At 30.9% G+C, this 25868-nt stretch carries 16 protein-coding genes; 9 read left to right on the plus strand and 7 right to left on the minus strand.

The window, feature by feature from the left end:
• Window positions 1-6422, minus strand: a 6422-nt coding sequence (locus GQ47_RS19750; RefSeq protein ID WP_035652146.1) for a non-ribosomal peptide synthetase, incomplete at its 3' end; no start/stop codon positions are given.
• Window positions 6423-7488: 1066 nt separating this feature from the next.
• Between GQ47_RS19750 and GQ47_RS19755 the strand changes: the two genes are divergently transcribed.
• The 3 genes from GQ47_RS19755 to GQ47_RS19765 all read left to right on the plus strand — a co-directional run bounded on the left by GQ47_RS19755 (window position 7489) and on the right by GQ47_RS19765 (window position 13358).
• Window positions 7489-8529, plus strand: coding sequence for a glycosyltransferase family 2 protein (locus GQ47_RS19755; RefSeq protein ID WP_035652148.1), 1041 nt, complete (start codon window positions 7489-7491; stop codon window positions 8527-8529).
• 1240 nt (window positions 8530-9769) lie between these two features.
• Window positions 9770-12568 carry an outer membrane beta-barrel family protein gene (locus GQ47_RS19760; protein ID WP_035652150.1) on the plus strand — a complete coding sequence of 933 codons (2799 nt, stop codon included), beginning with the start codon at window positions 9770-9772 and terminating at the stop codon, window positions 12566-12568.
• A gap of 4 nt (window positions 12569-12572) precedes the next feature.
• The gene (locus GQ47_RS19765; protein WP_035652152.1) at window positions 12573-13358 is read left to right on the plus strand and encodes a GLPGLI family protein; all 786 of its coding nucleotides are present in this window, start codon (window positions 12573-12575) and stop codon (window positions 13356-13358) included.
• A 168-nt stretch (window positions 13359-13526) separates the two neighbouring features.
• On the opposite strand, the gene GQ47_RS19770 is transcribed toward GQ47_RS19765, so the two are convergent.
• Window positions 13527-14174 (minus strand): FMN-dependent NADH-azoreductase, encoded by a 648-nt coding sequence (locus tag GQ47_RS19770; protein WP_035652156.1) that lies wholly within the window; start codon window positions 14172-14174, stop codon window positions 13527-13529.
• Window positions 14175-14522: 348 nt separating this feature from the next.
• Here GQ47_RS19770 and GQ47_RS19775 point away from each other — a divergent pair, with 348 nt between their 5' ends.
• Window positions 14523-15443: a hypothetical protein gene (locus tag GQ47_RS19775; RefSeq protein ID WP_035652158.1), complete on the plus strand. Its 921-nt coding sequence runs from the start codon at window positions 14523-14525 to the stop codon at window positions 15441-15443.
• Between the two features lie 61 nt (window positions 15444-15504).
• On the opposite strand, the gene GQ47_RS19780 is transcribed toward GQ47_RS19775, so the two are convergent.
• Window positions 15505-16299 carry an SDR family oxidoreductase gene (locus GQ47_RS19780; RefSeq protein WP_035652160.1) on the minus strand — a complete coding sequence of 265 codons (795 nt, stop codon included), beginning with the start codon at window positions 16297-16299 and terminating at the stop codon, window positions 15505-15507.
• A gap of 123 nt (window positions 16300-16422) precedes the next feature.
• Between GQ47_RS19780 and GQ47_RS19785 the strand changes: the two genes are divergently transcribed.
• Window positions 16423-16803 (plus strand): winged helix-turn-helix transcriptional regulator, encoded by a 381-nt coding sequence (locus GQ47_RS19785; protein ID WP_035652163.1) that lies wholly within the window; start codon window positions 16423-16425, stop codon window positions 16801-16803.
• Window positions 16804-16833: 30 nt separating this feature from the next.
• On the opposite strand, the gene GQ47_RS19790 is transcribed toward GQ47_RS19785, so the two are convergent.
• Window positions 16834-17958, minus strand: a complete 1125-nt coding sequence (locus GQ47_RS19790; RefSeq protein WP_035652165.1) for a LytR/AlgR family response regulator transcription factor — start codon at window positions 17956-17958, stop codon at window positions 16834-16836.
• A 189-nt stretch (window positions 17959-18147) separates the two neighbouring features.
• Here GQ47_RS19790 and GQ47_RS19795 point away from each other — a divergent pair, with 189 nt between their 5' ends.
• Together GQ47_RS19795 and GQ47_RS22995 are read left to right on the plus strand one after the other, a co-directional pair.
• Window positions 18148-19128, plus strand: coding sequence for a heme-binding domain-containing protein (locus GQ47_RS19795; protein WP_035652168.1), 981 nt, complete (start codon window positions 18148-18150; stop codon window positions 19126-19128).
• A 2-nt stretch (window positions 19129-19130) separates the two neighbouring features.
• Complete coding sequence (locus GQ47_RS22995) at window positions 19131-19601, plus strand: hypothetical protein (protein WP_051951667.1); 471 nt, start codon at window positions 19131-19133, stop codon at window positions 19599-19601.
• Window positions 19602-19782: 181 nt separating this feature from the next.
• Here the strand turns inward: GQ47_RS22995 and GQ47_RS19805 are convergent, their stop codons facing one another.
• Window positions 19783-20241, minus strand: a complete 459-nt coding sequence (locus GQ47_RS19805) for an RNA methyltransferase (RefSeq protein ID WP_035652171.1) — start codon at window positions 20239-20241, stop codon at window positions 19783-19785.
• A 226-nt stretch (window positions 20242-20467) separates the two neighbouring features.
• Here GQ47_RS19805 and GQ47_RS19810 point away from each other — a divergent pair, with 226 nt between their 5' ends.
• On the plus strand, window positions 20468-21058 hold the full coding sequence (locus GQ47_RS19810) for a hypothetical protein (RefSeq protein ID WP_035652174.1): 591 nt from the start codon (window positions 20468-20470) through the stop codon (window positions 21056-21058).
• Between the two features lie 38 nt (window positions 21059-21096).
• Here the strand turns inward: GQ47_RS19810 and ppk1 are convergent, their stop codons facing one another.
• Window positions 21097-23115, minus strand: a complete 2019-nt coding sequence (gene ppk1, locus GQ47_RS19815) for a polyphosphate kinase 1 (RefSeq protein ID WP_035652177.1) — start codon at window positions 23113-23115, stop codon at window positions 21097-21099.
• 435 nt (window positions 23116-23550) lie between these two features.
• On the opposite strand from ppk1, the gene GQ47_RS19820 reads away from it, so the two are divergent.
• The gene (locus GQ47_RS19820; protein ID WP_035652180.1) at window positions 23551-24855 is read left to right on the plus strand and encodes a hypothetical protein; all 1305 of its coding nucleotides are present in this window, start codon (window positions 23551-23553) and stop codon (window positions 24853-24855) included.
• Between the two features lie 138 nt (window positions 24856-24993).
• Here GQ47_RS19820 and GQ47_RS19825 read toward each other — a convergent pair whose 3' ends face one another.
• Window positions 24994-25857 (minus strand): outer membrane beta-barrel protein, encoded by an 864-nt coding sequence (locus GQ47_RS19825; RefSeq protein ID WP_035652183.1) that lies wholly within the window; start codon window positions 25855-25857, stop codon window positions 24994-24996.
• Window positions 25858-25868: the final 11 nt, after the last annotated feature.

Raw genomic sequence — 25868 nt, forward strand, 5'->3', positions numbered from 1 at the left:
ATTTGATGCTCCAGATCAGGATGCTCGCGTCCTGCTATAGGAGTACCTACTACAATATCATCTTGACCACTGTATTTATGCAAAAGCACTTTGACTCCTGTCATAAGAGTCATAAACAAAGTGGATTGGTGTTTCTCTGAAAAACCTTTCAGTTTATCTAAAAACGACTTGGAGAATCCATGTGTTAAACTTGCTCCATTATAAGTTTGGACCGATGGCCGTTTTTTAAAACTAGGTAAGTCTAAAACAGGTAACTCTCCTGAGAATTGATTCAACCAAAAATCTTCTGATGATTTTAGTTTTTCTTGTTGTAACTCATCATTAAGCCATACTGCATAGTCTTTATATTGAATTGTTGATTCAGCTAAATTGACTTGTTTTCCTTGCGTTAAAGCATTATATGTTTGTATAATTTCAGCGATTAATAATTCCATTGACCATCCATCTCCAATTATATGGTGCATGGTTAAGAAAAGTAGGTGCTCATTCTCTCCTAATTTAATCAGAGAGGTACGTAATAATGGTGCTTGTTCTAAAATAAAAGGCTCATTGCTTTTTTCCTGCAAATAATTGGCTACAACCTCTTCTTGATTTTCTACTGCGCTAAAATCGATTTCTGAAATTCTAAAATTTACTTGTTCAATCGGTGTGATGTACTGAGAAATCAACTCCTCTTCATTTTTTTTGAAGTAAGTTCTTAAAATCTCATGACCTAGAATTAATAATCTAAAAGAGTCCTCAAACCTATTTATATCTATAGCACCAATTAACCTAACAGCTCCTGGCATATTATAGACTAATGAACCATTTTCTAATTGACTTAATATCCACAATCTGCTTTGTGAAGCGGTTAATGGATAAGAGAGTGCTTCAGCTGCTTTGGGAATGCGTAAATATTCGCTTTGTTTTAATTGTTTATTTAATGCTTTTATGGTTGGATTGGCAAAAAATATTTTAAAGGATATCGTTTTTCCTAATTGTTTAAAAATTTGATTGATAACTTGAACTACTATCAGACTATGTCCTCCCAGTTCAAAGAAATTATCTGTAATCCCTATTTTTTGAACTCCTAATACTTCTTGCCATATTTCTACCATTTTTTGTTCAATGGCATTTCTTGGGGCTACATATTCTTTCTTAATGATGTCTTCTCCATTAATACTCTGCAAAGCCTTGCGATCTATCTTGCCATTAGGTGTTAATGGTAGTTCTTCTAAAACAACATAAAAGCTCGGCACCATATAATAAGGCAATCTCTCTTGCAAGAAACTGCGCAGGTCCGATTTATTGATCTCACTACCAGATACCAAATAGGCAACCAGTATTTTCTCTTGGTTCATTTCTTTCGCCTCTACAGCTACTTGAATTAATTCCTTTGAATACTTCAAAATAAAAGTCTCAATCTCCCCCAACTCTATTCTGTAACCGCGAATCTTTACTTGATGGTCGTTTCTGCCTAAAAACTCAATATTACCGTCAGGTAACCATCTCCCGGAATCACCCGATTTATATATATCCCCATATTTAGATGTGCATATAAATTTGTCCTTAGTAAATTTATCATTATCTAAATAACCTAGTCCTACCCCAATTCCTCCAATGCATATTTCCCCTATAACACCTATAGGAACTTGGTTTGATTCTTTATCTAATATAAAAATCTTGGTATTCCTTATAGGTTTACCTATTGGAATTAAATCTATTTCATCTTTTTTAAGCTGATACTCTACGGAAACATCACTCGCCTCACTAGGCCCATAACTATTGAAAATATCTACATCATATTTCTTTAAGAAATCTCTAATCAATTCTAGTTTAATTGATTCCCCTCCAAGTATAACCTTTTTTAACGAAATAAGGTCTTCCTGATTCTCCTCTAATAAACTATAAAATAATGTAGGCGCGCAGTTAATAACTGTAATTTGTTGTTTTTTAATAATTTTTTTTGCACTTATTGGGTCAAAATCAGAATCTATATAGATCCTCGCACCAACAATAAGAGGTGCAAAATAATTTTTTTGAGTTAAATCAAAACTTAAATTACTAACAATACTTATTCTATCTCTTTCATTAATTTTCTCTGCATACCATTTTACAGTGTTTGTAAATCCCTTGTAGATATTTATCGCACCTTTTGGATTACCTGTAGATCCAGATGTATACATAAGATATACTATATCATCTAAATTTATTTTAATATTTGGTTTTTCTTTCGATTCGCTAATAAGTACATTTCTAGTTTCATCTCTAAATCTGTTGTCAATTAATAATTTACTTTTTGAATCATTTAAAATATAATTGAATCTTTCTACAGGAAGAGAAGAATCAATTAATACATAACCATAGCCTGCCTTTAAAATTCCGAATAGTGAAATAATTAAAAACTCAGATTTTTCAATACTTATACCAATGAAATCTCCTTTAGATAGATTACTAAATTTTAATAGATAATTCGCTAATTGATTTGCTTTCTCATTTAGTTCTTTGTAGGTCAATTGTACTTCTTCAAAAACGACAGCGATATTATCTGGAGTTTTATCAACTTGCTCTTCAAATAAATCGATGATGGTTTTATCTTTAGGATAATCAACTTTGGTATCGTTAAAGTCTACTAATAATTGTTGTTTTTCCTTATCTGTTAGGTAATCTACATCTTGGATAAGTCTTTCAGGTTGTTCTAATGATTCTGTAAGAAGATTTTCTAAATGAAGAAACATTCTTTCTATCAAGTATTCATCATAAATATCTGTATTGTAATCAATTGTAAGATCCAACCCTTCTGCTTCAACGAAGGTGAAACTAATATCAAGTTGGGATGTTTTATTCTTAAACTCGTAATTACTTACTTCAAGGTTAATGAGTTCTTCAGTATTAAGATTATTTAACTGCCCTTGGTTTTGCAATACCACCAAAATATCAAATAAAGCAGAACGACTGGTATCTCTTTTTAATTTCAATTTCCCTAATAATGCATCAAAAGGATAATTTTGATGGTCATAGGCACTTAATAAAGTCTCTTTTTGTATTGCTAGCAAATCTAAAAAGTTGCTTTCGTCTTTTAATTGAGTTCTTATCGCAAGCGTATTCAAATACAACCCCATTTGATTCTCCAAATCAGGGTGTTCTCTTCCTGCTATTGGGGTTCCTATTATGATATCATTCTGACCAGTATATCTGTGTAACAAAGCATTTATGCCCGCCATTAAAGTCATAAATAAAGTAACATCGTACTCCTTTGAAAATGTCTTAAGCTTCTCTAAAAAAGCTATTGAAAATTTATGCTTTACATTATTTCCGTTATACGTTTGTACTAACGGACGGGCTTTAAAACTTGGTAAATCTAATACCGGTATTTCTCCAGTAAACTGTTCTAGCCAATACTGTTCTGATACTTTATATTTTTCCTGTTGCAATTCTGAATTAAGCCAAACCGCATAATCTTTGTATTGAATGTTTAATTCTGGCAAATTGGATTGTTTTCCTTGCATTAGTGCATTGTACGTTTTTACAACCTCTGCAATTAATAGCTCAATTGACCATCCATCGCCAATAATATGATGAAGTGATAAGAAAAATACATACTCGTCTTCTCTTAATTTGATTAAAGAAGCCCTTATAAGCGGTGCGTGTTCTAAATCAAAAGATTGACTGTTTTTCTCTTGTAAATAATTAGCAATTTCTTCTTCCTGATTTTCAACTGAACTATAATCTTTCTCAATTATCTTAAAGTTTCCTTTCTCCGTAGGTGCTACATGTTGTTGAACTTCTCCCTCTTCATTTGTTTTAAAATAGGTTCTTAAAATTTCATGACGTTGAATTAATAATCTAAAGGATTCTTTAAACTTTTTGACATCGACAGTTCCAGTTAATTTAACAGTGGCTGGCATATTATAAGCCAAAGAAGATTCTTCTAACTGGCTCAATATCCACAACCTGTTTTGGGATGCCGTTAATGGATAAGAGAGTGCTTCCTGAGCTTTAGGTATTGCCAAATAATCATTCTCCAGTAATTGTTTACTTAATTCCTCTATACTTGGACTTGTGAAAAATGCTTTAAAAGATACCGTTTTCCCTAATTGCTTGTAGGTTCTATTGATTACTTGGGCAATAATTAAACTATGACCTCCTAACTCAAAGAAATTATCGGTTACGCCTATTTTGTCTATTCCTAATACTTCTTGCCATATTTCTACCATTTTTTGTTCAATGGCATTTCTTGGGGCTACATATTCTTTTTTAATGATATCTTCTCCAGTTACACTTGGAAGGGCTTTTCTGTCTATCTTGCCATTAGGTGTTAGAGGCAGACTTTCTATCTCTACATAAAAACCAGGCACCATATATTCAGGCAGCCTGTTTTGCAAATAAGTTCTAAGCTCTGATTTGTCAATCTCTGTTTTGGACACATAATAAGCCACCAAAGTTTTGTCCTGGTTGATTTCTTTAGCTTCCACTACAATCTGTTGTAGCTCCCCTGAATATTCAGATATGGCCGTTTCTATCTCTCCTAGCTCTATACGATAACCTCTTATCTTGACTTGATGGTCGTTTCTGCCCAAAAATTCAATGTTGCCATCTGGCAGCCACCTGCCTAAATCACCCGTATCATACATTCTTGTTCCTTTTATGAAAGGATTCGAAATGAATTTCTCTGCCGTGAGTTCTCGTTTGTTTAAGTAACCTCTGGCTACACCTGCTCCCGATACATACAGTTTTCCTGCAACCCCTATAGGCAATGGTTGCAATGACTCGTCTAATATGTAAACCTGTGTGTTGGAAATGGGACTGCCGATTGGAATGATTGATTTATCAATATCATTTTTTGTCACCTTATAACATGATACACAAACAGCACACTCTGTAGGGCCATATGCATTATAATAATCAATTCCTGATTCTAAAACAGCTATTGCTTTAGTAGGATTAGCCGATTCACCAGCTGTAATAATACATCTTAACCCAGAAATATCTTTTTCGGACAATAACCCTAAATAACTTGGAGGAAAAGTAACTACTGATGCTTTTGTTTGTTTTAAAAAACCTATAAATTGATCTTTGTACTTTATTGTCTCCTCTGATGGAATACATAATGTAGCGCCACTATACAAACTCATCATAATCTCAGATATAGATGCATCAAAAGCAACAGAGGCAAACCATACTACTTTATCACTTTCTGTAATTTCAAAAGATCTGATCTGGTCTAAAGACATATTTACATTACTCGTATGTTCGACCATCACCCCTTTAGGTTGCCCTGTAGAACCCGAAGTATAAATTACATAAGCTAAATCTTTAGATGTAATACTTGCGTTTATATTGTCGTTACTATAGTCCTCTAAATTTACTAGATTAACACTTAATATATCGCAATTGTGATTTTTCAACACGGCATCATCTCCAATTAGCAATTTTAAGCCACTATCTTTTATTAAATAATCGATTCTTTTCTGAGGATAATTAGTGTCAATTGGCAGATAAACGGCACCTAACTTTAATATTGCCAATAACGAAACAATTCCAACATCTGATTTAGGTAAAAAGACACCAATTATATCTCCCTTATTAATGGTATGTTTAGAAGAAATATAATTAGCTAGTTGATTGGCCTTTTCGTTTAATGCAACATAAGTTAATTCTACTTCTCCAGATACAACAGCAACATTATATGGAGTTTTCGCTACTTGTTCTTCAAAAAAAGTAACTATCGTTTTATCTTTTGGATAAGCTACATCGTTATCATTAAAATCAACTAATAATTGATGCTTTTCATTTTCAGATAGTAGTGGATATTCCGATAAATTTACTTCAATATTATTTTCTAAATTAATTATGAAGTCTTTAAAATGCTGAACTAAATAGTCAACGATTGTTTTTTTTACAAAACCTTCTAAATAAGAAACCTGAATTTCTATATCTTCCTTCTCGTTTATTTTTACATTAAACAAAACGCCATTAGATTCTAACTTAGAATTGGAGTTGATATTAATTCCATAATGAGACAATAAGCTAAAATCCTCAAAACCTGTCTTTTGAGCTACTATATCTTTATTAAAATCAGCATTATTTAATGTGTCTAAAATTTCTAATTTAACGGTTTGAAGATAGCCTTTAAAAGATAAATTTAAATCCGTTGAAAATGATAACGGCAAAGAATTTGATTGATTTTTAAAATTTGAAATGATAAATCCATCAAATTCGCTTACAAATCTTTTCAATAAAAAATTATATATAGCAATTATAACTGTATATTGGGCTACTGCATTATTATTCGTAAGTTTATTAAAATAATTTAATTCATTATGATTAATACTAATACTTGAAACATTATTATTTTTATTTTTCAACCCAATATTTATATCTCTATGAAACAATTTATTTTTCCAATATTTAGAAATTAAATTTGAATTGTTTTGATTCATTTTTTTTTAATTAAAAACTTATAAAAGCAAAAATATATAATTAATTTAATCATTTAACACGAAAAAATTTATTTATTTAACACAAAATTAAATTTAATCATTTGATAATATAAATTCAAAAACTTATTCCTGATTTACAATTAATTATAAGAAAATTATGTTAATTATTTTAACTTTTTATTAACTAATTAATTATCGTTTATCACATGATTTTCTATTAAAAGCAATCAAATCAACGATTTTTAGCATTCTTGAGCGCACTCGATTACCATATAAATCTTCTAATTCTGATGTCGAAAGATTTGAGGTCATATTGTGGTTCATGATTTATTTGGGGATGTGATAATTATATACTTCTATAGTAGTTTTATTTTATAATTGTATTTTACGTTTGTAAATGGTTTTAACAATTGCATCAAAGATGTTTTGTCATATTTTTGCCGCACTGTTCTTTCTGTTGTTCTAGATTAAATACCCCCTTATAGGGGCTCTTAAATAGACGAGATGACTTTGTTGAGTAGTCTCAATTCATGATTATGAATGAATTCTTGGTCGCGAAGTTGAAGTAATAAATACTTCATTTTTATAAAAATTGAATAATGAAATAATCTTATAAATACGTTATTTTATTTCAGTGCTTGACTTTAATTTATACTATTCTTCGATGACTACATAGATGGGCTATCATCTTTTGATGTAATAAGTCCGTTTCTTTATCACTCACTTTTCTAACAACTATGATTATAAATTTTTGTAAATTCTCACAAATATTAGGATAGTTTTTTAGTATCTTCACTTCGTTATCTAGTAATAAAATTCACAAATGATCGAACATTCATCAATGCAAATTACAAGATTAAAACTGAAAATTTAAACTTCCTTTTTTGTCTCAGCTTTATTAGATTGTACTCAAAAGCGTTCTCCCTCAAAAGATTAGAACATTATCTAAAAGCAATACTTATTTAAAGATTTATTAGATAATTTTATTTGATGAAACTTTAAAAGTAATTTAATAACTCAAAAGAAAACATATAATAAATTTAATAATAAAATAATCTTTAAATAAATGGATATAATAAAAAAATTTGCGTTCAATAGGCTAAGAGATATTTCAAAAATTGTACATTTCATAAAAAGAAAGAAATCAATTAAAAAACTAAAGAAAGTTAATTTTACAAATGTTCCAGATAATAAAAATGAAATAAGACTATTTGCAATAATGCGAAATGAAGAGTTAAGACTCCCATATTTTTTTGAATATTACAAAAAAATTGGCGTCGATAGATTTTTCATAATAGATAATAATTCTTCGGATAATTCGGTATCTATTGCTTCAAAAAATGACAATGTTCATATATATTCAACTACAGATAATTTTAAAAATTTTTGGTTTTGGATGGAGTATTTACTGAAAAAATTTGGCTCTGACCAATGGTGTTTAGTTGTTGATATTGATGAACTGTTTGCATTTCCTTATTCGGAAAAATTAAAATTAGCAGATCTTATTAATTTTTTAGAGAAAGAAAAGAGTACCTCCATTAGAAGCTTTTTATTGGATATGTATTCCGAGAAGAGTATTAAATCTACACATTATAATGCAGGAGATAATCCCATATTACAAATTCCGTTTTTTGATCGTAGTTATGAAACTGGTAATTTTAGATTTATAGATAAAAAAAGTTATTCTTTCTTTGACACTAAATCATTTACAGGAGGAATGCGTAAAAGAGTTTTTGGGGATATATCGATCCCACATGTTTTATCAAAAATTTCATTATTCAAAAATCAAAAACAAACATATCTTACAGATGGCATGCATGCGATTAATAATTCACAAATAAGCAATATCCAAGGGGCAGTATTCCATACAAAGTTTCTATTTGACTTTATAGATGAAGTTAACGAAGAAATTAAACGTGAACAACATTTTAGGAATGCCTTTTATTATAAACATTATGAAAAAGAAATTGCAAAGACAGAAGACATAAACCTATACTGCGAATCTTCAGTAAGGTACATTGATACAAACCAGCTAATAAATTTAGGAATCATGTCAACGACTGTCAGTTTCGATAACTATGCCCAATTTTTAAATAAAGGAAAATAGACCTACATTACATTCTGTCACACCTGCAAAAAATATAGTGATTTTGCAACCTAAAATATTATACAGCCACCTGTAGTCGAGTTACCTCCAATTTTGCCACAAAAAGCTAAGGCTGTTTTAAGAAAAAGAGATTAACGGCTTGATTATTTGACGCTATAATTTAACGTTTAAAAGGAATAATACTGTCTAAATTTACAGTCATGAAAAAGACCAAAAAAAATACACGCTGGAGTTTAAGATTCTCTCTGTTTCGATGAGCATCTACAGAGGAAAATAGCAAGACAAAACAAAAACAAGCAAACGAGTTAAATGTTAATTATAAATGATTTAACTCGTTTGCTTGTTTTTGTTTTGGTTGCTTAGCAATGTTTTGATTAAATTTAGACCTTGTTTGTACTTCGAAAATGAAGTACAAAATTTTTTTTTCTTGGCCAAATTATGGCACATAGAGGTACTAGAGTTCATACCTAAAAGTGAACACAGAAACACAATGTTTGATGGCAACGATAATTAAAATGTTTTATTTTTAATGCAAATTATTTCGCCCAAAGTTGATTCCACTCCCAGAAATGTTTTTTTTTTAAGCGCACTAAATACATTTGAGGTACAATTAAGATACAATTTGAAGTAGTACAACTAGAGTCGTTAATCAAAAGAATTTTATAAAGTAGCCCTAAAAATTTTAGTACTCAAAGTTTTAAGGCAAAATCGTGGCACATGGCATTTTTACAAACAAGAATTCCAGCAAAATTACCCATACTGAGTTTAAGTTTTTATATATTCACTCTACTGATAATCAAGACAAAATCTTAATCAACCTAGATGAACGTCCACTCAAGAATTTAAGATCAGCTTAACATTGAAAGATATTGGCAAAAAAACAAGATTGTTAATAATTAATTATGTTAAAAAAAAGCAAAGTCATTTTTTATATTGTAGTATTTTTACTTAGATTTGAACCATGTTAATATTTAACTATTATACTAACGATTACTAATTAAAATCGTTAAAATTCACACCGCTATAAACCAAAACCTCGAAAAAAAATTATGAATTTCATAAAACCAAGTCGTTATACTTCTGCAAACCTGTTTAAAAAAGGGCTATTTCAATTTCTATTATAGAATCTACAATCTATCTTCTTACTCAAAAACAAATTACATAACAAGTGCATTTATTTTCTATTTAAAAAAAATAGAATAGAACTATAATGCCTCTTTAAAAAAACCAAGACAAATTAATGAGACAAACAATTCTAGTATTATGTTGCTTTCTTTTTTTATCAACTACTTTACAGGCACAAACATCAGGCACAATTAAAGGATATATAACAGATACCATAAACAATTCTACTTTAACCAAAGCATCAGTCTCTTTGTTAAGAGCACAAGATTCCATTTTAGTAAAATTTACCCGAGCCAAAGAAAATGGCTATTTTGAGTTAAATAATATTAAAGCCGGTAAATTTATCTTACTGGTTTCTTATCCTAAATATGCTGATTTTGTAGATCAATTTTCTATTGATTCCACAAAGTTAATCAAGGATTATGGCAAAATTAATTTGGAAGATAAAGGAAAAATACTATCCGAAATAATTATAAAAGGCAATAGAGCCGCCATGAAAATCAAAGGAGATACGTTAGAATTTGATCCAAAAGCATTTAAAATAGAACCTAATGCAAAAGTGGAAGATCTGATAAAACAATTCCCAGGAATACAAATTGATAAGGATGGAAAAATTACTGCTCAAGGCGAAACTGTAACCAAAGTTTTGGTTGATGGCGAAGAATTTTTTGGTGATGATCCCACTTTAGTTACAAAAAACCTACGTGCTGACATGGTTGATAAAGTACAATTGTACGACAAAAAAAGTGATCAAGCCGCTTTTACAGGAATTGATGATGGTCAGAAAACCAAAACGCTGAATGTTAAACTTAAAGAAGACAAAAAAAATGGTCAATTCGGGAAAGTAGAACTCGGAGGTGGAACTGATAAGTTTTACAAAGGTCAAGCTATGTTTAATAAGTTTTGGGATAAGAAAAAATTAGCAGCTTATGGCATTTTAGGCAACACAGGACAAGTAGGATTAGGATGGGAAGATAAAGATAAATATGCGCAAACCAGTTATCAAGTAAGTGATGACGGCGGTATTTATTTTACAAACACTGGAAATGATGAATTTGACAGTTGGGATGGACAATTTAATGGTGAAGGAATTCCAGTAGCTCAAACTGGCGGAATACATTTTGACAATAAATGGAACAACGATAAAGAATCTATCAATATAAATTATAAAATTGGCGATATCAAACTTTCAGGAAATCGCAATGATATTAACCAGCAAAATTTAAATTCTAGCAGTATTTATAATACTTCAGATAAAAGTTTTGAGAAAAACATGACTAAAAATAAACTTGATTTAGCTTATGAAATTAAAATTGATACTACTTTAACTTTAAAATTAAATGTAGATGGGTTATTAAAAAATAGTAATTCAAGTGAAGCAGAAATGCGAAAAGGTACCGACGAACAAGGTAACCAATTGAATAATTTGAAACAGACAACTACAAACGATGTTGACGATAAAACATTTAATATAAATGCTTTATTGACCAAAAGATTTAGAAAAAAGGGCCGAACATTATCTCTTAATTTAAACCAATCAAGTACAGATAGCAAAAGTGATGGTTATTTAAACTCTAGAGCTGAATTTTTTACGCCATCCGTAATTAGTCCAGATAGCACCAAAGTAGTCGATCAAAACAAAGTCAATAATATTAGCAATACGGCTTTTAAATCAAATTTAATCTATACTGAACCGTTATCCAAAAGTCTATCTTTAATTCTTAATTATGGATTCAACATTAGTAACGGGAAATCTGATCGTAAATCTTTTAATCAATCTCCAAATGGCGATTATAATGTTTTGGATTCCATCTTTAGTAATAATTATGAATTAGACCAAACGATGAACCAACTTGGAGCGATTTTTAATTACAGAAAAAACAAGACCGTTTTTAATTTTGGTTCTAAATTTAGTGATGTACACTTTAAACAATATGATGTTTATAGAGATACTTCTTTTAAGCGAAAATTTGTCAACTACATGCCTCAAATAACCTATCAATATAATTTTAAACAAAGAGAATCACTGCGTTTGTCGTATAACGGAAACAACGATCAGCCAACATTAGAACAAATACAACCAATACCAAATAATCAAAACCCATTAAATACGATTTTGGGTAATCCAGATTTAGATCCTTCTTTTAAAAATAATTTTAGAGGTAGTTATTATTCGTATAAAGTACTTAGCAATCAATATTTTTCGGTTAATGGATCGTATAATTTTACGCTAAATCCAATAATAAGTAATGTGGTTACAAATGATAGAGGACAAAGTATTTCTCAATTTGTAAACCTAAAAGACAAAGTTGCAACAAGTTATTATTTCAATACTAATTTTGGCAAAACAATCAAAGCCATAGACATGAACGCAGGAATTGGTTTAAGCGCTAACAAAAATGTAAACTATAATTACATCAATACAAAACTGAATCAAACTAAAAATTCAACTTATTCCTTTAATTTTAACTTATCAAAGAATAAAGAAAAAAAATATAATTTGAATGCTAGCTTCGGACCTACTTACAATGTTGCTGATGCAAGCATCAACGAAAATAGTGATAGTAATGGCTGGGGCTTTAATGGAAATTTCTGGACCAGTGTACAATTGCCTTTCAAACTAGAAATTAGCACAGATGGTAATTATCAATATAATGGAAAAACGCAAGTGATTCAGGAAAGTTTTGAACGTTTTATTTGGAATGCATCTATCACCAAAAAATTCTTAAAATCAGATAATTTAAGAGTTTCTATAACGGGAAGAGATCTTTTGAACCAAAATGTAGGATTTAATCGTTCTGCATTCAATGGAAATATAAACCAAAGTACTTATACGACTATCCAAAGATACTTTATGTTCTCTGTAAGCTGGGACTTCAGCAAAATGGGCGGAGGAGAAATTAAACAAAACTAAAAACATGAAAACAATAATAAATCACATCTTAATTTTAATAATTGTATTGACAAGCTGTAATACTTTTGCACAAAATGACCACTTTGTACAAAATGGCGTAATCGAATTTGAGAAAAAATCGAATATGTACGCTTTGATTACAAAAAAAATAAAAGGAGAAACTGAGAGTTACTATAAATTAGCTTTTGAGAGTTATAAAAAAACCAATCCACAATTTAAAACTGTAAAAAGTACACTCAGCTTTTCAAAAAACAAAAGTATATATAAATGGGAGGAAACCAATGAATCACCAAGCAGCAACAGTTGGATTGCAGATGATGCAATGGCTAATTTAAAAAATATTATCGCCACAGATTTAGATACCCAAACCAGTATTACCCAAAAAAACGTTTACGATGATTTATACTTAGTCAAAGATAGTTTACGCAAAATTAACTGGAAAATTACCGATGAAACAAGAGAAATTGCAGGTTATGAATGCCGCAGAGCAAATGCTATAGTTCTCGATTCTGTTTATGTTGTTGCCTATTACACTATTCAAATTCCATTTGCTGGTGGCCCTGAATCTTTTACAGGATTACCCGGAACTATTTTAGGCTTGGCAATGCCTCATGAAAACATGACATGGTTTGCCACAAAAGTTACAGAAATTCCAGTTTCTGACAAAGATTTAGCTCCACCAATTAAAGGCAAACCTGCTGACAATAAAGGACTAAACAAAATACTTTTGGATGCTTTGAAAGACTGGGGGAAATGGGCAAGAAAGACATTACAAGCCTACTCCTTGTAACAAGCTATTGAAACTTATTTCTGTATCAGGAAAATAGAGCAACAAAATAATTGAAAACAAAAAAACGAGTTGAAGCATTTATAAACAATGCTTCAACTCGTTTTTTAATTTCTTATAATTTTGAATATTAGACGATGTTTTGATCAAATTGAAAATACCGAATAAATTCTAATGGCTGTAAAAATATCTTTCTATTAAACTTGTAACCTTTGCATTTGATTTTTCAATTGCAAGTTCAATTGCTTCTGGGCCATATACTTCGCCATCGACAGTAATTTCCTGAATATCTGTTATTCCAATAATATTGAAAACCATCTTCAAATAAGGAGTTTGAAAATTCATATGCTCATTGTACTCCCCTTTTTCGTAACCTTGAGCTCCTCTTGAGGTCAACAGGAATAAGGTTTTATTTTTTAACATACCAATGTAAGGATTCAAGAGATCTTCGGTATTAAGTTTCCATGTTTCGTTTACTCTTAAAACCTGATCAATATAAGCTTTGAGAGAGCTGGTAATTGTCCAATTATACATTGGAGCTGCAAGAACAATTACATCAGCCTCTTTTAACTCAATAATAAGTTCCTTACTTAATTTTAATGCTTCAATTTCAGCTTCTGTTCTATCGTTTTCAAGCTTAAATGCTGCAGCAATCCAAGTTTCACTGACATGTGGAACATTAGTCGATGCTAAATCTCTATAGGTTATTGACGTATCAGGTGCTTGCTTTTTCCAGATTTCTACAAACGTATTCGCAAGTTTTCTGCTGCGTGATCTTCCATCACGAGGACTTGAGTTAATTACTAATATTTTTTTCATGTGTTTAATTTTCTGCAAAGCTAACCGGTGGCGTACATCAAAAAGTTAATGTAGTTCAAGAAATCAATCAACGCATTTTTATTGTTTGTTTTATTGTCTTCCAATAAATTTTGTAAGATGCTGACAAGCCAGAAAGTGAACTTGGAATAAAATCATGACAAAAGAAACTGGAATGAATGCACAAAAATTATATTCATTATTTTTTTATTGAAAAAGCTAAGAATATACTTTCAAATACTAATAATTCAGTTGGAGAAATTGCCTAATCGCTGGAGTTTGAATATCTTCAAATTTGACTGATAGCAATAAAAAGTTAATTCGTATTTTTAGGGTTAAAACAAAGTCAACATGAAACAACTAAAAATATTTATTGTATTGTTTACAACCGCTCTTGCCTGTTCTTGTTCAACTGTTTTAAATAGCCCAAAGATTGAATATCTGACCAGCAATTACTGCCAGCCTACAATTGATTATGATTATTCTAAACTAGAAGTTTCTCAAAATAAATTACCCAAACAAGACAGTATATTAAATGCTAATCTATCCCAACATGATATCCTAATCAGCAATGCTATTGGTATTGAAACTTATTTGACAGAATATCTCCAAATAAAAAAAGACACTTTAAAAAGACTGGTTTTAAAACAAAAAATTACTGACCGCTTAATTCTTACCGGTATCGAAATAAATGCGCTCGCTTCAGAATTAGACTGTAATGGCGAGCGCATCAATAAATTAGCCGATTATGTTAACGGTATCAATAATAAAAAAACCAAAAATCTTACTGTAGCTTCAGTTACAATAGGCGCATTGACTACTGTAGCAACTGTTTTAATAAAAAACAATAATTCCAGTAATATTGTAGGTATAAGTGGCGGATTATTAAGCGCAGGATTAGGAGCGATGACTATTTCTCCTAAAGGAAAAAAAATCAACTTAAAACTGCAGAGAAATCTGCTAAGAAATATTTGGTTCAATGACAATTCTAACGGTGCATATCCAAGATCTATTTGGGCGATACTAAACGAAAAACAATTTAGTAATTCTGGAAAAAATGATTTGCAGGAAAGTATTAAAAACAGATGGCTTCAATACAATTTTGATGGAAAAATAGATGCTGAAACCGAAAAACTTTTCTTTTATGATGGCGGTATTTACAACGCTGACGATTTATATTCCAGAGCTAATATGCTAAATGAACTACAGTCCACTATTCGCTCTTTAGAACAGGATTTAAAAAGTTTATCTGTAAAGCTAAATTTGATTTAAATCGGCTCATAAAATTGCATCGCCCTCAAACTAATTGGCTTTAAACTAAAAGTTCAATTAATTAAATTGTTGGGACTGTGCCACCATCGATTACATATTCTGCTCCTGTCAAATAGCCTGCTCTCGATGAAACAAGAAATCCGACAAGTTCAGCCACTTCTTCCGGTTTGGCAGGCCTTCCGTAGGGTATTCCTCCTAATGCATTCATTACGCTTTTTTCTGCTTCTTCAACTGTTATATTACTACTTTCAGAAATGCGTTCCATCATTCTTAAGGAAGCTTCTGTCATAATCCAGCCTGGAGAAACAGTTAACACACGCACTCCTTTTGGAGATACTTCTTTCGACAAACCTTTACTGTAATTAATAAGTCCAGCCTTTGCTGCTGCATAAGGCAACGTAGAATCATGCAAAGGTAATTTTCCCTGAATAGAGGCAATATGGATAATTACACCGCTTTTATTTTGAAGCATTTGAGTCAGAAACGCACGATCCAATCGAACTGGAGCTAATAAATTAGCTTGCAGTGTTTCTTCCCAATCTTTATTGGTTAATACCGAAAAGCCTCCACCCGGAGTTTCAGAACTTCCAAGATTGTTAATAAGGATATCCAGTTTTCCATATTTTTCAAATACTTCAGAAGCAACTTTATCCGCAGCTTCAGGTTTACTTAAATCTGCCGAAATGAAATATAAATTTTCATCTGGATTTTCTGGTTGATTTCGCGCAATGACAATAACTTTAGCTCCTGCATTTTTTAAACGCTCAGCTATGGCTTTGCCTGTTCCTTTTGTTCCACCTGTTACCAATGCAATCTTGCCTGATAACTCGTTCTGATAATCTAATTTTTTTTCCATTGTGATTTCTTTTGTGCAAATTTCAGAAGTACACAACTTTCTCACAAGTACGGAGTTACGATTCACATAGAGATAAATTTATCCCCTATTGCACATTTCCAAGCATACTGTTATTTTTACAATATGTATGAAAGAAAAACAATACCGAACTTAAATTGCGGACTTGACCTTATCGGTGAAGTGCTATACGGTAAATGGAAAATTCGTTTGCTCTGGTTCATCAATGAAGGCCATAAGAGACCTAGCGAACTGCAGCGAAAAATACCCGATGCTTCCAGAAGAGTTCTAAATGTCCAATTGAATGAATTGGAAGAGCATGAGCTAATTACAAAAAAAATATATCCTGTAGTGCCGCCAAAAGTTGAATACAGTTTAACGGAATTTGGTCAGAGTTTGATTCCTGTCATTAGCGCTTTAGGTAATTGGGGAGATGAAAACCAAGAAAGGCTAAGGAAGTTAATTATTAAAAAATTTCCAGCATCAGCCAACAAAGAAGAAATTTAAATATATCTGAATAGAATTAGTTTATACAATTTATTGATCGAGCCAGTTTTTAAATTCCGATACTTTATTTTTACTGATGATAATGTCTATTTTGGGATCTGGTTTTATAATTAGTTTCAACTGATTTTTTCCATAAAGTAATATACTGCTAATAGACCCTATATTGACTATAAATTGCCTGTTTGCTCTGTAAAAAGTAGTTTGATCAAGCCATTTCATAACTTCATCAAGGCTGTTATTGCTGTTAAACTGACGATTGTCAAAAGTATAAATATAAGTAATTCCGGTATCCAGTAAAATATAGGCAATCTCTTCTATATCTAATTTTATCAATTCATCTTTATGATAAGTAAGAATTCTTTTCTTTGGAATTTCAGACTCTTTTGATGTATCATTTAAAATAGTGTTATCTGCAAGATTTTGTAATTTCTGCTGATTTGAATTTAACTGTAAATTCAAAATCTGGAGCTCGTTTAGCCTGTAATTTAAATCCTCTTTTTCAAGATCAAAAACCCTTTCGTATTTTCTATAAATAAGTCGAATCATTAAGTAGCAGCAAAAACTGATGAATACTGTACTTAATAAAAGACTCACAACAAACTGCAGATACAAATCTGATAATTCTTCTTCTAAAACAGCCAAGTTAGCATGCGAAGCCACCATCCAGTCTGTTCCTGCAACGGGATTTATATTTATTATTTCCGATTTTCTTTTTGGATCATTTGGAAATGTACGTATCCCTCCTATTTTTTCTCCTTGTTCCAAAACGGTACTTAACGGTTTAAACTCTTGATTGCTTATTCCATTTACCTGAGAATTATTCTCTTGGATTTTAATCCCAATTAACGCCGGATTAGGATGGCAGAGTTCAATTCCTTTTTGATTGTACATACAAATGAAATCACTCTTTATATCTGTATTTTCAATACTTAACTGAAGATTATGAATTACCTGATCTTTAGACAATCCGCTGCGAAGTTGCTGTTCTAAAAGACGTGAAATTTCCCGAACTTCCCTCTCGCCCGATTCTAATTTACTATTACACAACTTTTCTTTGGCAGACAAATAAAGATAACTGGAAGAAATCAAACTAATAATTAGAACAACAATACTAATGCCTGTAAGTGTCAAAGTATAAAGGCGTGCTTTTTTCATGTAAATTTATAGTCCTTAAAATGAAACCTGTTTAGAAAATTTTACTTAGGCTAAAATAAGCAATTTATTTAGCTTATACTATTTCGGCTTCAAGGTCAAAAAATCCCCTTTGAACCAATTAAATCTTTTAAACACTGGGATTAGGCCTAATTTTGAATTGATTATTTATTTCATCTAAAAATAAAACAAATGAAAAAAGGACTTAAAATCTTCGCAATTTTACTGCTAGTATTTATTGCTTTACAATTTTGGAAACCTGAAGAAATTGAATATAGTACACCAACAAAGAACTTAACTAACGTTCCTGCAGAAGTAAATACTATTTTAAGAAACTCTTGTTTTGACTGTCATTCTAACACTGTAAATCTTGCCTGGTTTGATAAAATTACGCCTGCAAATTTTATAGTAGCTTCTCATATTAAAGATGGTCGAAAAGCGTTGAATTTTTCGGATTGGGACAAATTAGAAAAGCCAAAGCAAAGTGCTACACTTTATTACGCTTTTAATAAAATACTATCGGGTGAAATGCCAATCAAAAGTTATACGGCTCTTCATCCTTCTGCCAAATTAGACGATAGTTCCATTGAAGTTCTGAAGAATTATTTAACAACGATAGCAGCCCGAAAACCAAATCCGGAAACATTGCCTATTTCTACTCCAAAAGATGTTGAAAAAATACTTCCAAATAAAAAAATAACAGATTACACTAAAATTAAGCCTACACTAAATAAAATTCAATACATACCCGATTTTAGAAACTGGAAAGCGGTTAGTACATCAGATCGTTTTGACAACGGCAGTATGCGCATCATTTATGGAAACGAAATTGCCGTAAAAGCTATTGCAGAACATCAAACTAATCCTTGGCCCGATGGTGCTATTTTTGCCAAAACAGCTTGGAAACAAAAAACAGAAGCCGATGGAACTGTACCTGCCGGGGCATTCATTCAGGTTGAATTTATGATAAAAGATACGAAAAAATATGAATCTACAAAAGGATGGGGATGGGCAAGATGGAAAGGAAATGACTTAAAACCGTACGGCGATAACGCCAACTTTGATCAGGAATGCATTTCTTGTCATAATCCTGTTAAAAAAAATGATTACGTTTTTACTACTCCACTGCATCTTGATATCAATAAATTTAATATCTACAATAAAAACAAATAAACATGAAACCACTTCACTCTATTATAATCGCGCTTATTATTATACTTTCTGGATGTAAAGGAAATAATAAAGATAATCTCAATGAAAAAGCTTCAGTATCTGCATTAGATGCGCTGCCTGAAAACCCTTTATTATTATCACCCATTACATTTTCTATAAATCCGAATAAAGCAACTATGTCAACTTTATATGGTAATAAAATTGCTTTTCAGCATGCAAAAATAAAAGCAGACAGTTCTTATCCTAACGGAGCTGTTTTATACGAAGTTACCTGGAAACAAAAAGGAGATTCACTATGGTATGGCGCAAATATTCCCGATCAGATTATTAGTGTAGAAAAAGTACAATTTGCAGGAAACGCTGTTCCCAAATATGAATTGTATACTGGACATCCATTAAAAAAAGTTTCTTCTAACGATGAGAACAGAAGAATAACTATAATACTATCTAAACGTATGGCAGAAACTCCTTAAAATAATAATGGCAATTTTAGAATTATTTTTATTCAAAAATAACTTTATAAAATATTCAGCACAAAGCAATAGATCCCTTCATAATCGTATACTATTTTATCTGTTCTGCATCAGTAAGTAAATAATCTTTCTTTAATTGCTCGTTTTTCTAGATCAAAGATGATTTCTAGATTGTTTTATTCTAAGAACGAGGTTTAGGCAAATTTCTATCATACATAATAATCGTTCCCGCCACAGCCACATTTAAACTTTTCTCAGATTTAAATTTTACTAAATGATGACATTTATCCATTGCTTTTTTAGACAAACCATGATCTTCTGCACCTAATAAATAAACGCAACGTCTTGGATGCTCAAAGGTTTCTAAATCAGACGCATTTTCAGATAATTCAACACCAACCAAACGTGCTCCCTTTGGCAAATTTTCGAAAAAAGCTTCAAAAGTTTCATAATGGAAATAAGGAATTGCCTTTACCGCATCATGAGTATCGCAGGCTTGTTTAGCGTACCGATTACCTATGGTAAATATAAAAGTAGCACCTAAATTTTGGGCTGATCGCCACAAAACTCCTAAGTTTTCAGGTGTTTTACCATTTTGTATTCCTATGCCAAAATATTCATTTATAAAATTATCATTCATGAAGGCAAAAATACAAACTGCAAGTACATAAATGTTATTTTTTTGACAATTAATTATTCTCATAATCCCTTTAAAAAATAGGGATGAACAATATTCCGGGTAATTTTTTATCAACAAAACACATTATAAACAACTGTATATCAAATTTTTATTTAACTTTAGCTTCCCCCTAATCTTCAGCTTTGATTTACAATCTAAGCGCTTCAACCATCTAAAATGTTAGTATATGAAATGGTTTATCAATTTAGGAATACAGTTTAAAAGTAAATTATCAAAGTCAAATCCTACTCAAGATCTGATTGATTTAAAAAAGGGAAGACAACTTTATTTAGCCAGCAAATTTCATGATGCCATACTCCATCTTGATATTGCCGTAAGCTCGGGATTCGATATTTCGGTATATGAACTTAGGGCTAAATGCTTTCAAAAATTAGATTATCACTACAAAGCAATTGAAGATTTTGACAAAGTAATTGAAGATAATCCTTTGAAATTTTTAAATTATTACAGGCGTGCTATTTCAAAAAATGCAGTATTTGATCTTCAGGGACAAATAGAAGATCTTCATAATTGCATTTACTACTATAAGAAAAGCAAAAACATAAAAAGCAATATTTTAAAAAATCTTGAAAGAGATTTGTTAACAGCAGAAAATTATGTTGACGGAATAAAAAATAATATCGCTTCAATTCATAATGTTTCTTATGCTGAAATAAAAAATCTTATTAGCGACTGTCTTATTCAGATAAAAAGAATAAAAATTCGCACCAGAAGATTTAATTCTCAAAGAAACCGTAAAATCCTTTTAGAGAGCTAATGCTTCTGCAGAAATTAAGCTTAAATATTCTTTTGGCGTTATTCATTATTGGCCCCAGCAATCCAATTATAAATTTCGGTCTGTGCGCGCCTCGGCTCATCTAAATTTTGAATATCCATTTCATTTTTTCCTTCACTGTTTATAATTCTCCTTTTTGTATTGTCTTCTAATTGTAATCGAATTATAGTATTAATTGCTGCAATGTGTTTTTCATCAGATAAAGGAAAAGCAACCTCTATTCTTCGGTTTAAGTTTCGGTTTAACATATCTGCAGATGATAAATAGATTTTTTCATCGCCATTATTGGCAAATTTGTAGATTCTCGAATGTTCTAAAAACATATCTACAATGCGATAGATTTCTATATTTTCTGATACATTTTTAATTCCCGGCAATAACGTGCAAATTCCGCGTACTATCATTATTACATCTACACCTGCTTTGCTTGCTTCAATAAGTTTATCAATAATATCTTTTTCATCAACTCCATTTACTTTTAAAAAGATATAAGCTTCTTTGCCTTCTTTTTTATTGTTGATTTCGTTATCTATTAATTCTATTAATTTATCTTTCATATTAAAACCTGCTGCTAAAATATGTTTTGGTGCAGCTGTTTTTTTCTTGGATTTCAAAAATGCAAAGACTGTTTTTAAATCATCTGCGTATTTTTTTTCTGCAGTAAAGAATCCAAAATCCGAATAAATATTTGCTGTACTTTCATTAAAATTTCCGGTCGACAAATAACTAAAGTGTTTTTTATTTCCGTATTTATCCTTCATTGTAACCATTGCAACTTTAGCATGAACTTTTAAATTCGGCATACTCTGAATAATTTTTATGCCGGCATTTTTCATTTCTCGGGACCAGAATAAGTTATTATATTCATCGAAACGCGCTTTTACTTCTACAAAAACAGTAACTTTTTTACCATTTTTTGCCGCACTTATCAATGCATTTGCAATTAACGAATCTGATGAAATGCGATATAAAGTAATTTTTATCTCAAGAACATTTCTATTGATTGCCGCCTGATTAAAAAACTGAAGTACATAATAATACGATTGATACGGAAAGTGTAACAATTGATTTTCTTTATTAATAATTTCAAAAATAGATTTGCTGCTTTCAAAAGGAAGATGTTTAAGACCCGGATAGTTTGCGCCTTGAAGATTCGGTTTAACTGGATTTGGAAACTTGAATAAATCATAAAGATTATGATGACTTCCTCCTTGTATCATTTCCTCTTTTTTAAGTCGGAAAGCTTTTTTGCATACTGAAATTGTTTCAGTATCCATATTTGAATCGTACAAAAATCTTGTCGATGAACCACGTTTTCGTTCTTCAATTTTTGCTTCAATCTTTGCTATTAAATCTCCTGAGTTTTCATCTTCTATCAGATAATTTTCATCTCGGTTTAATTTAATTGCATTACAGGAAATAACTTTTCCAATAGGAAATATGAGCGACAAACAATTTTTTATTATAGTATCAATCGAAATAATATAATACGTGTCTCCCTGACTTTGCAATTGTTTATAGCGATCGAGTTTATCCGAAGGAATATTTAAATAAGCATAATTATCATTACCCGAAGTATCTTTTAATTTTACTAAAAAGTATAAACTGCGATTATTTAAAAAATACGTTTTAGGCTGATTTACTGAAATATAAATTACCTGAATATAAGACAAAATAATACTTTTAAAATAATATTCAATCTCCTGTAAATGTTCACTTAAGAGTTCTTGATTTTCATAATAAATAATATTATTAGCTTCTAATTCTGGTAATATCGAAGTATTCCAGATTGTTCCAAATCTATTCTGTTGGAGATTTACTTCAGTTAAAATTTTATCCAGTAAGTCTTTATTCTTTTTTGAATTTTTAATCAGCAGTTTTCTGATTTTTACTCTAAAAAATTCATCCAAATTAGACGAATGAATGGCTAAGAATTTAATTCTTTCATATAATGAATTACTTGAGTCATCAGCCTCACCCAAAATACAGTCATTGAAAGAAAGCCATGAGATTTCTGAAGGTATAAGATAGTTTTGCACGTTGAATAAATATAAATTGATTGCTGCTTTTAATACAGTTGTAAATTTGAGAATTAATAATTTAAAATGTAAAGGCAGACAAGCAGTTAACTATAATTTAATTTATTCATAACATATCTTAATCACTACAATATCAAAGATATAACCATACATACCCACTCCTTTTTGGTTATCTCGGCAACAACATTCTTCTTTTTCTTATTAACTTTTTGTTAATGGTATTATAATACAACTCAAATAGTACGATTTCTCTTTTATAGTACTTACAAGTAGTAAGAATTATAATTCAAAACAAGACATTCTATCGACAAATTTTTCAGAAAATAAAGTTCCTTCTGCTGGTGATTATTTTTATTTCTCAGTTGATTATTGCTATTAAATAATTTATCAAAATCCATGAATTTAAATATGTTATAAACAATTAAAACTAGAATTATGAAAAAACAGAATCCAAAAAAGATCTTAAGTACAGCTTTAGTTATTATGCTGTCGGCTATTACGTTCTCTTGTGAGGACACGACATTAAATGAAACAGAAACTACTGCTGTGGTAAAAGAACAGCAAAACTTTACAAAAAAACTAAGTGTAGCAGCAAGTTCTGATTTGGCCAGAAGATGGGCTCCAATTCATTACCAAGATGTAGACGCTACAGGAACTTATGCCGAAGGCGGAAAATCTGATTACCTGACTGCTATCACTTATGATAATGACTGGAATGGCGAAAACAACTGGAACAATCTTCCTGCTTATGCCAATTCATTAGCTGCTCATTGCTATTATTCTGTAGTAGAATCAAATACGCACTGGTTTATTACTTATGCTTTCTTTCATCCGCGTGACTGGACGGATAATCCATTTTTATACTCATTAGACCAACATGAAAATGATTTAGAAGGTGTATTAATGATTGTAGAAAAAGATGGCACTACTTATGGCGCTTTAAAAGGAGCTGTTACAATAAGTCATTCTGATTTCTTTTCTTATGTACCATCTGGAAGTTCTTACGTTAGCGGATTGGAAAGTGTTGATGGAACCTTACAAATGAGAGATTATAATGGTGAATTACATCCTATTACAGCACAAGATTCTAAAGGACATAGTCTTAAAGCGTGGCCACAACATGATATAGATGGAGATGGAATTATATATTATCCTTCAGCAAGCGGAGTGGCACAAATACCTGCTGATAATTATGATAATTATGTAGAATACAAACTTGTCGATATTTTTGAAAACGGAGGATTATGGGACCAGCGATTTAATACAGAATTATTTTCAAGCCCAGCTGGAGGATTTAAAGGAAATGATTTTAAAACTGGTGGAGCTAATGCTCCGTGGGCATGGGACGATGGAAATGATGCCATTGTACAAGGTGGAGAATTTGCAACGGATCCTGCAAAATTAGCGGATAATTATTTTGATGGTGTTGGCAATTTATCACGTACTTATACTGATAATAAATATAACGCTTCAGCCGGAGGTATTGTAACAGTTTACCAAAATTGTAATTACACAGGTTATGCGATTGCTTTACCTGCTGGGAATTATACATTGGCTCAGCTAAAATCATACGGTATTGTAAATGATGATTTGTCTTCTGTTCGTTTAGAAAGTGGATACAAAATTACAATGTATCAGAATGATAATTTTGGAGGAGAATCTGTTGTAATAACAGGGAACAATAGCTGTTTAGGAAGTTTTAATGATAAAACGAGTTCTATAAAGATTAGTGCTATATAATCTGAAAAATAGAAAACTCCCATCGATGGCATATTATTAAATTCTATGCAAAAAAAGCTTTATGAAATAACAAAAGGTGCATTTCATTACGAAACTGCACCTTTTATTTTTCAAGTATTTATTACTAATTTATTATTTCTAATTCGCTTTCGCTTTTTTAAATGAAAACCCGAATTTGACTTGTAGTCCAGCAGAAAAATAATTATTCTTTTGCACTAATGTTTTATTTCCTGAAACACCATTTGCCTGCGTATTTTCAATTCCGTTTGGGTCATACAAAACGATGTTCGTATTTTCAGTATTTTTTGCTAAATCAGAAAAGCCGTAATCCGCAAAAATACCAGTGTAAAGCTGTAGATTTTCTTTTAGTTTAAAAGTTAAACCTGTTTCTAAACTTACTAAAAATGAAGTTTTAAGATCTGCCGATGTTTTATCCTGCCAATTGTTAACTTTCCCAAATCCGTGAGAAGGCAAATCATCAATTATGATGTCCATATCTGGATAATAACCACTTAACTGTAATTCATCAGCAGAAGCTTTTATGGTTTGTTTTCCTGGAAATAGAACTTTTCCGCCAAAACCCAAATACCATTGTGATTGGCTTGAAATTGGAGTTCTGTATTGTAAAAGAACTGGAATTGCCAAAGAAATAAAATGCTGTTTTTCCTGATAATTTTTTGGCGTCACTCTATATTCGAACGCCGACATTTGATCATCAATTTCATTCGAATTGATTGTTGTTCCTTCATTCAATTTAAAACTATTTTGATTGTAAAGAACCTCAACACCTGTATTGATTCCCCAATGATTATTTAAGAAGTAAATATATCCAATACCTAAACCTCCGCCAGCTTTTAAATTTCCATTCCCTTCAGAACTTTCGTAAAGAATTCCTGATGGACCTCCGCTAAGTTTTATATTAATTTCCTGTGCTTGCATCGAACTACATAATAAAAATATTGCGATTGCTATTTTGATTTTCATTTTTGTCTTGATTTTCATTGATCTTAAAT

It is taken from the genome of Flavobacterium sp. ASV13 (genome assembly GCF_000745775.1).
GTDB lineage: Bacteria > Bacteroidota > Bacteroidia > Flavobacteriales > Flavobacteriaceae > Flavobacterium.

Coding starts and splice junctions, on each gene's coding strand:
- GQ47_RS19755 (WP_035652148.1), top strand. CDS start 7,489: ATGGATATAATAAAAAAATTTGCGTTCAATAGGCTAAGAGATATTTCA.
- GQ47_RS19760 (WP_035652150.1), top strand. CDS start 9,770: ATGAGACAAACAATTCTAGTATTATGTTGCTTTCTTTTTTTATCAACT.
- GQ47_RS19765 (WP_035652152.1), top strand. CDS start 12,573: ATGAAAACAATAATAAATCACATCTTAATTTTAATAATTGTATTGACA.
- GQ47_RS19770 (WP_035652156.1), bottom strand. CDS start 14,174: ATGAAAAAAATATTAGTAATTAACTCAAGTCCTCGTGATGGAAGATCA.
- GQ47_RS19775 (WP_035652158.1), top strand. CDS start 14,523: ATGAAACAACTAAAAATATTTATTGTATTGTTTACAACCGCTCTTGCC.
- GQ47_RS19780 (WP_035652160.1), bottom strand. CDS start 16,299: ATGGAAAAAAAATTAGATTATCAGAACGAGTTATCAGGCAAGATTGCA.
- GQ47_RS19785 (WP_035652163.1), top strand. CDS start 16,423: ATGTATGAAAGAAAAACAATACCGAACTTAAATTGCGGACTTGACCTT.
- GQ47_RS19790 (WP_035652165.1), bottom strand. CDS start 17,958: ATGAAAAAAGCACGCCTTTATACTTTGACACTTACAGGCATTAGTATT.
- GQ47_RS19795 (WP_035652168.1), top strand. CDS start 18,148: ATGAAAAAAGGACTTAAAATCTTCGCAATTTTACTGCTAGTATTTATT.
- GQ47_RS22995 (WP_051951667.1), top strand. CDS start 19,131: ATGAAACCACTTCACTCTATTATAATCGCGCTTATTATTATACTTTCT.
- GQ47_RS19805 (WP_035652171.1), bottom strand. CDS start 20,241: ATGAATGATAATTTTATAAATGAATATTTTGGCATAGGAATACAAAAT.
- GQ47_RS19810 (WP_035652174.1), top strand. CDS start 20,468: ATGAAATGGTTTATCAATTTAGGAATACAGTTTAAAAGTAAATTATCA.
- GQ47_RS19820 (WP_035652180.1), top strand. CDS start 23,551: ATGAAAAAACAGAATCCAAAAAAGATCTTAAGTACAGCTTTAGTTATT.
- GQ47_RS19825 (WP_035652183.1), bottom strand. CDS start 25,857: ATGAAAATCAAGACAAAAATGAAAATCAAAATAGCAATCGCAATATTT.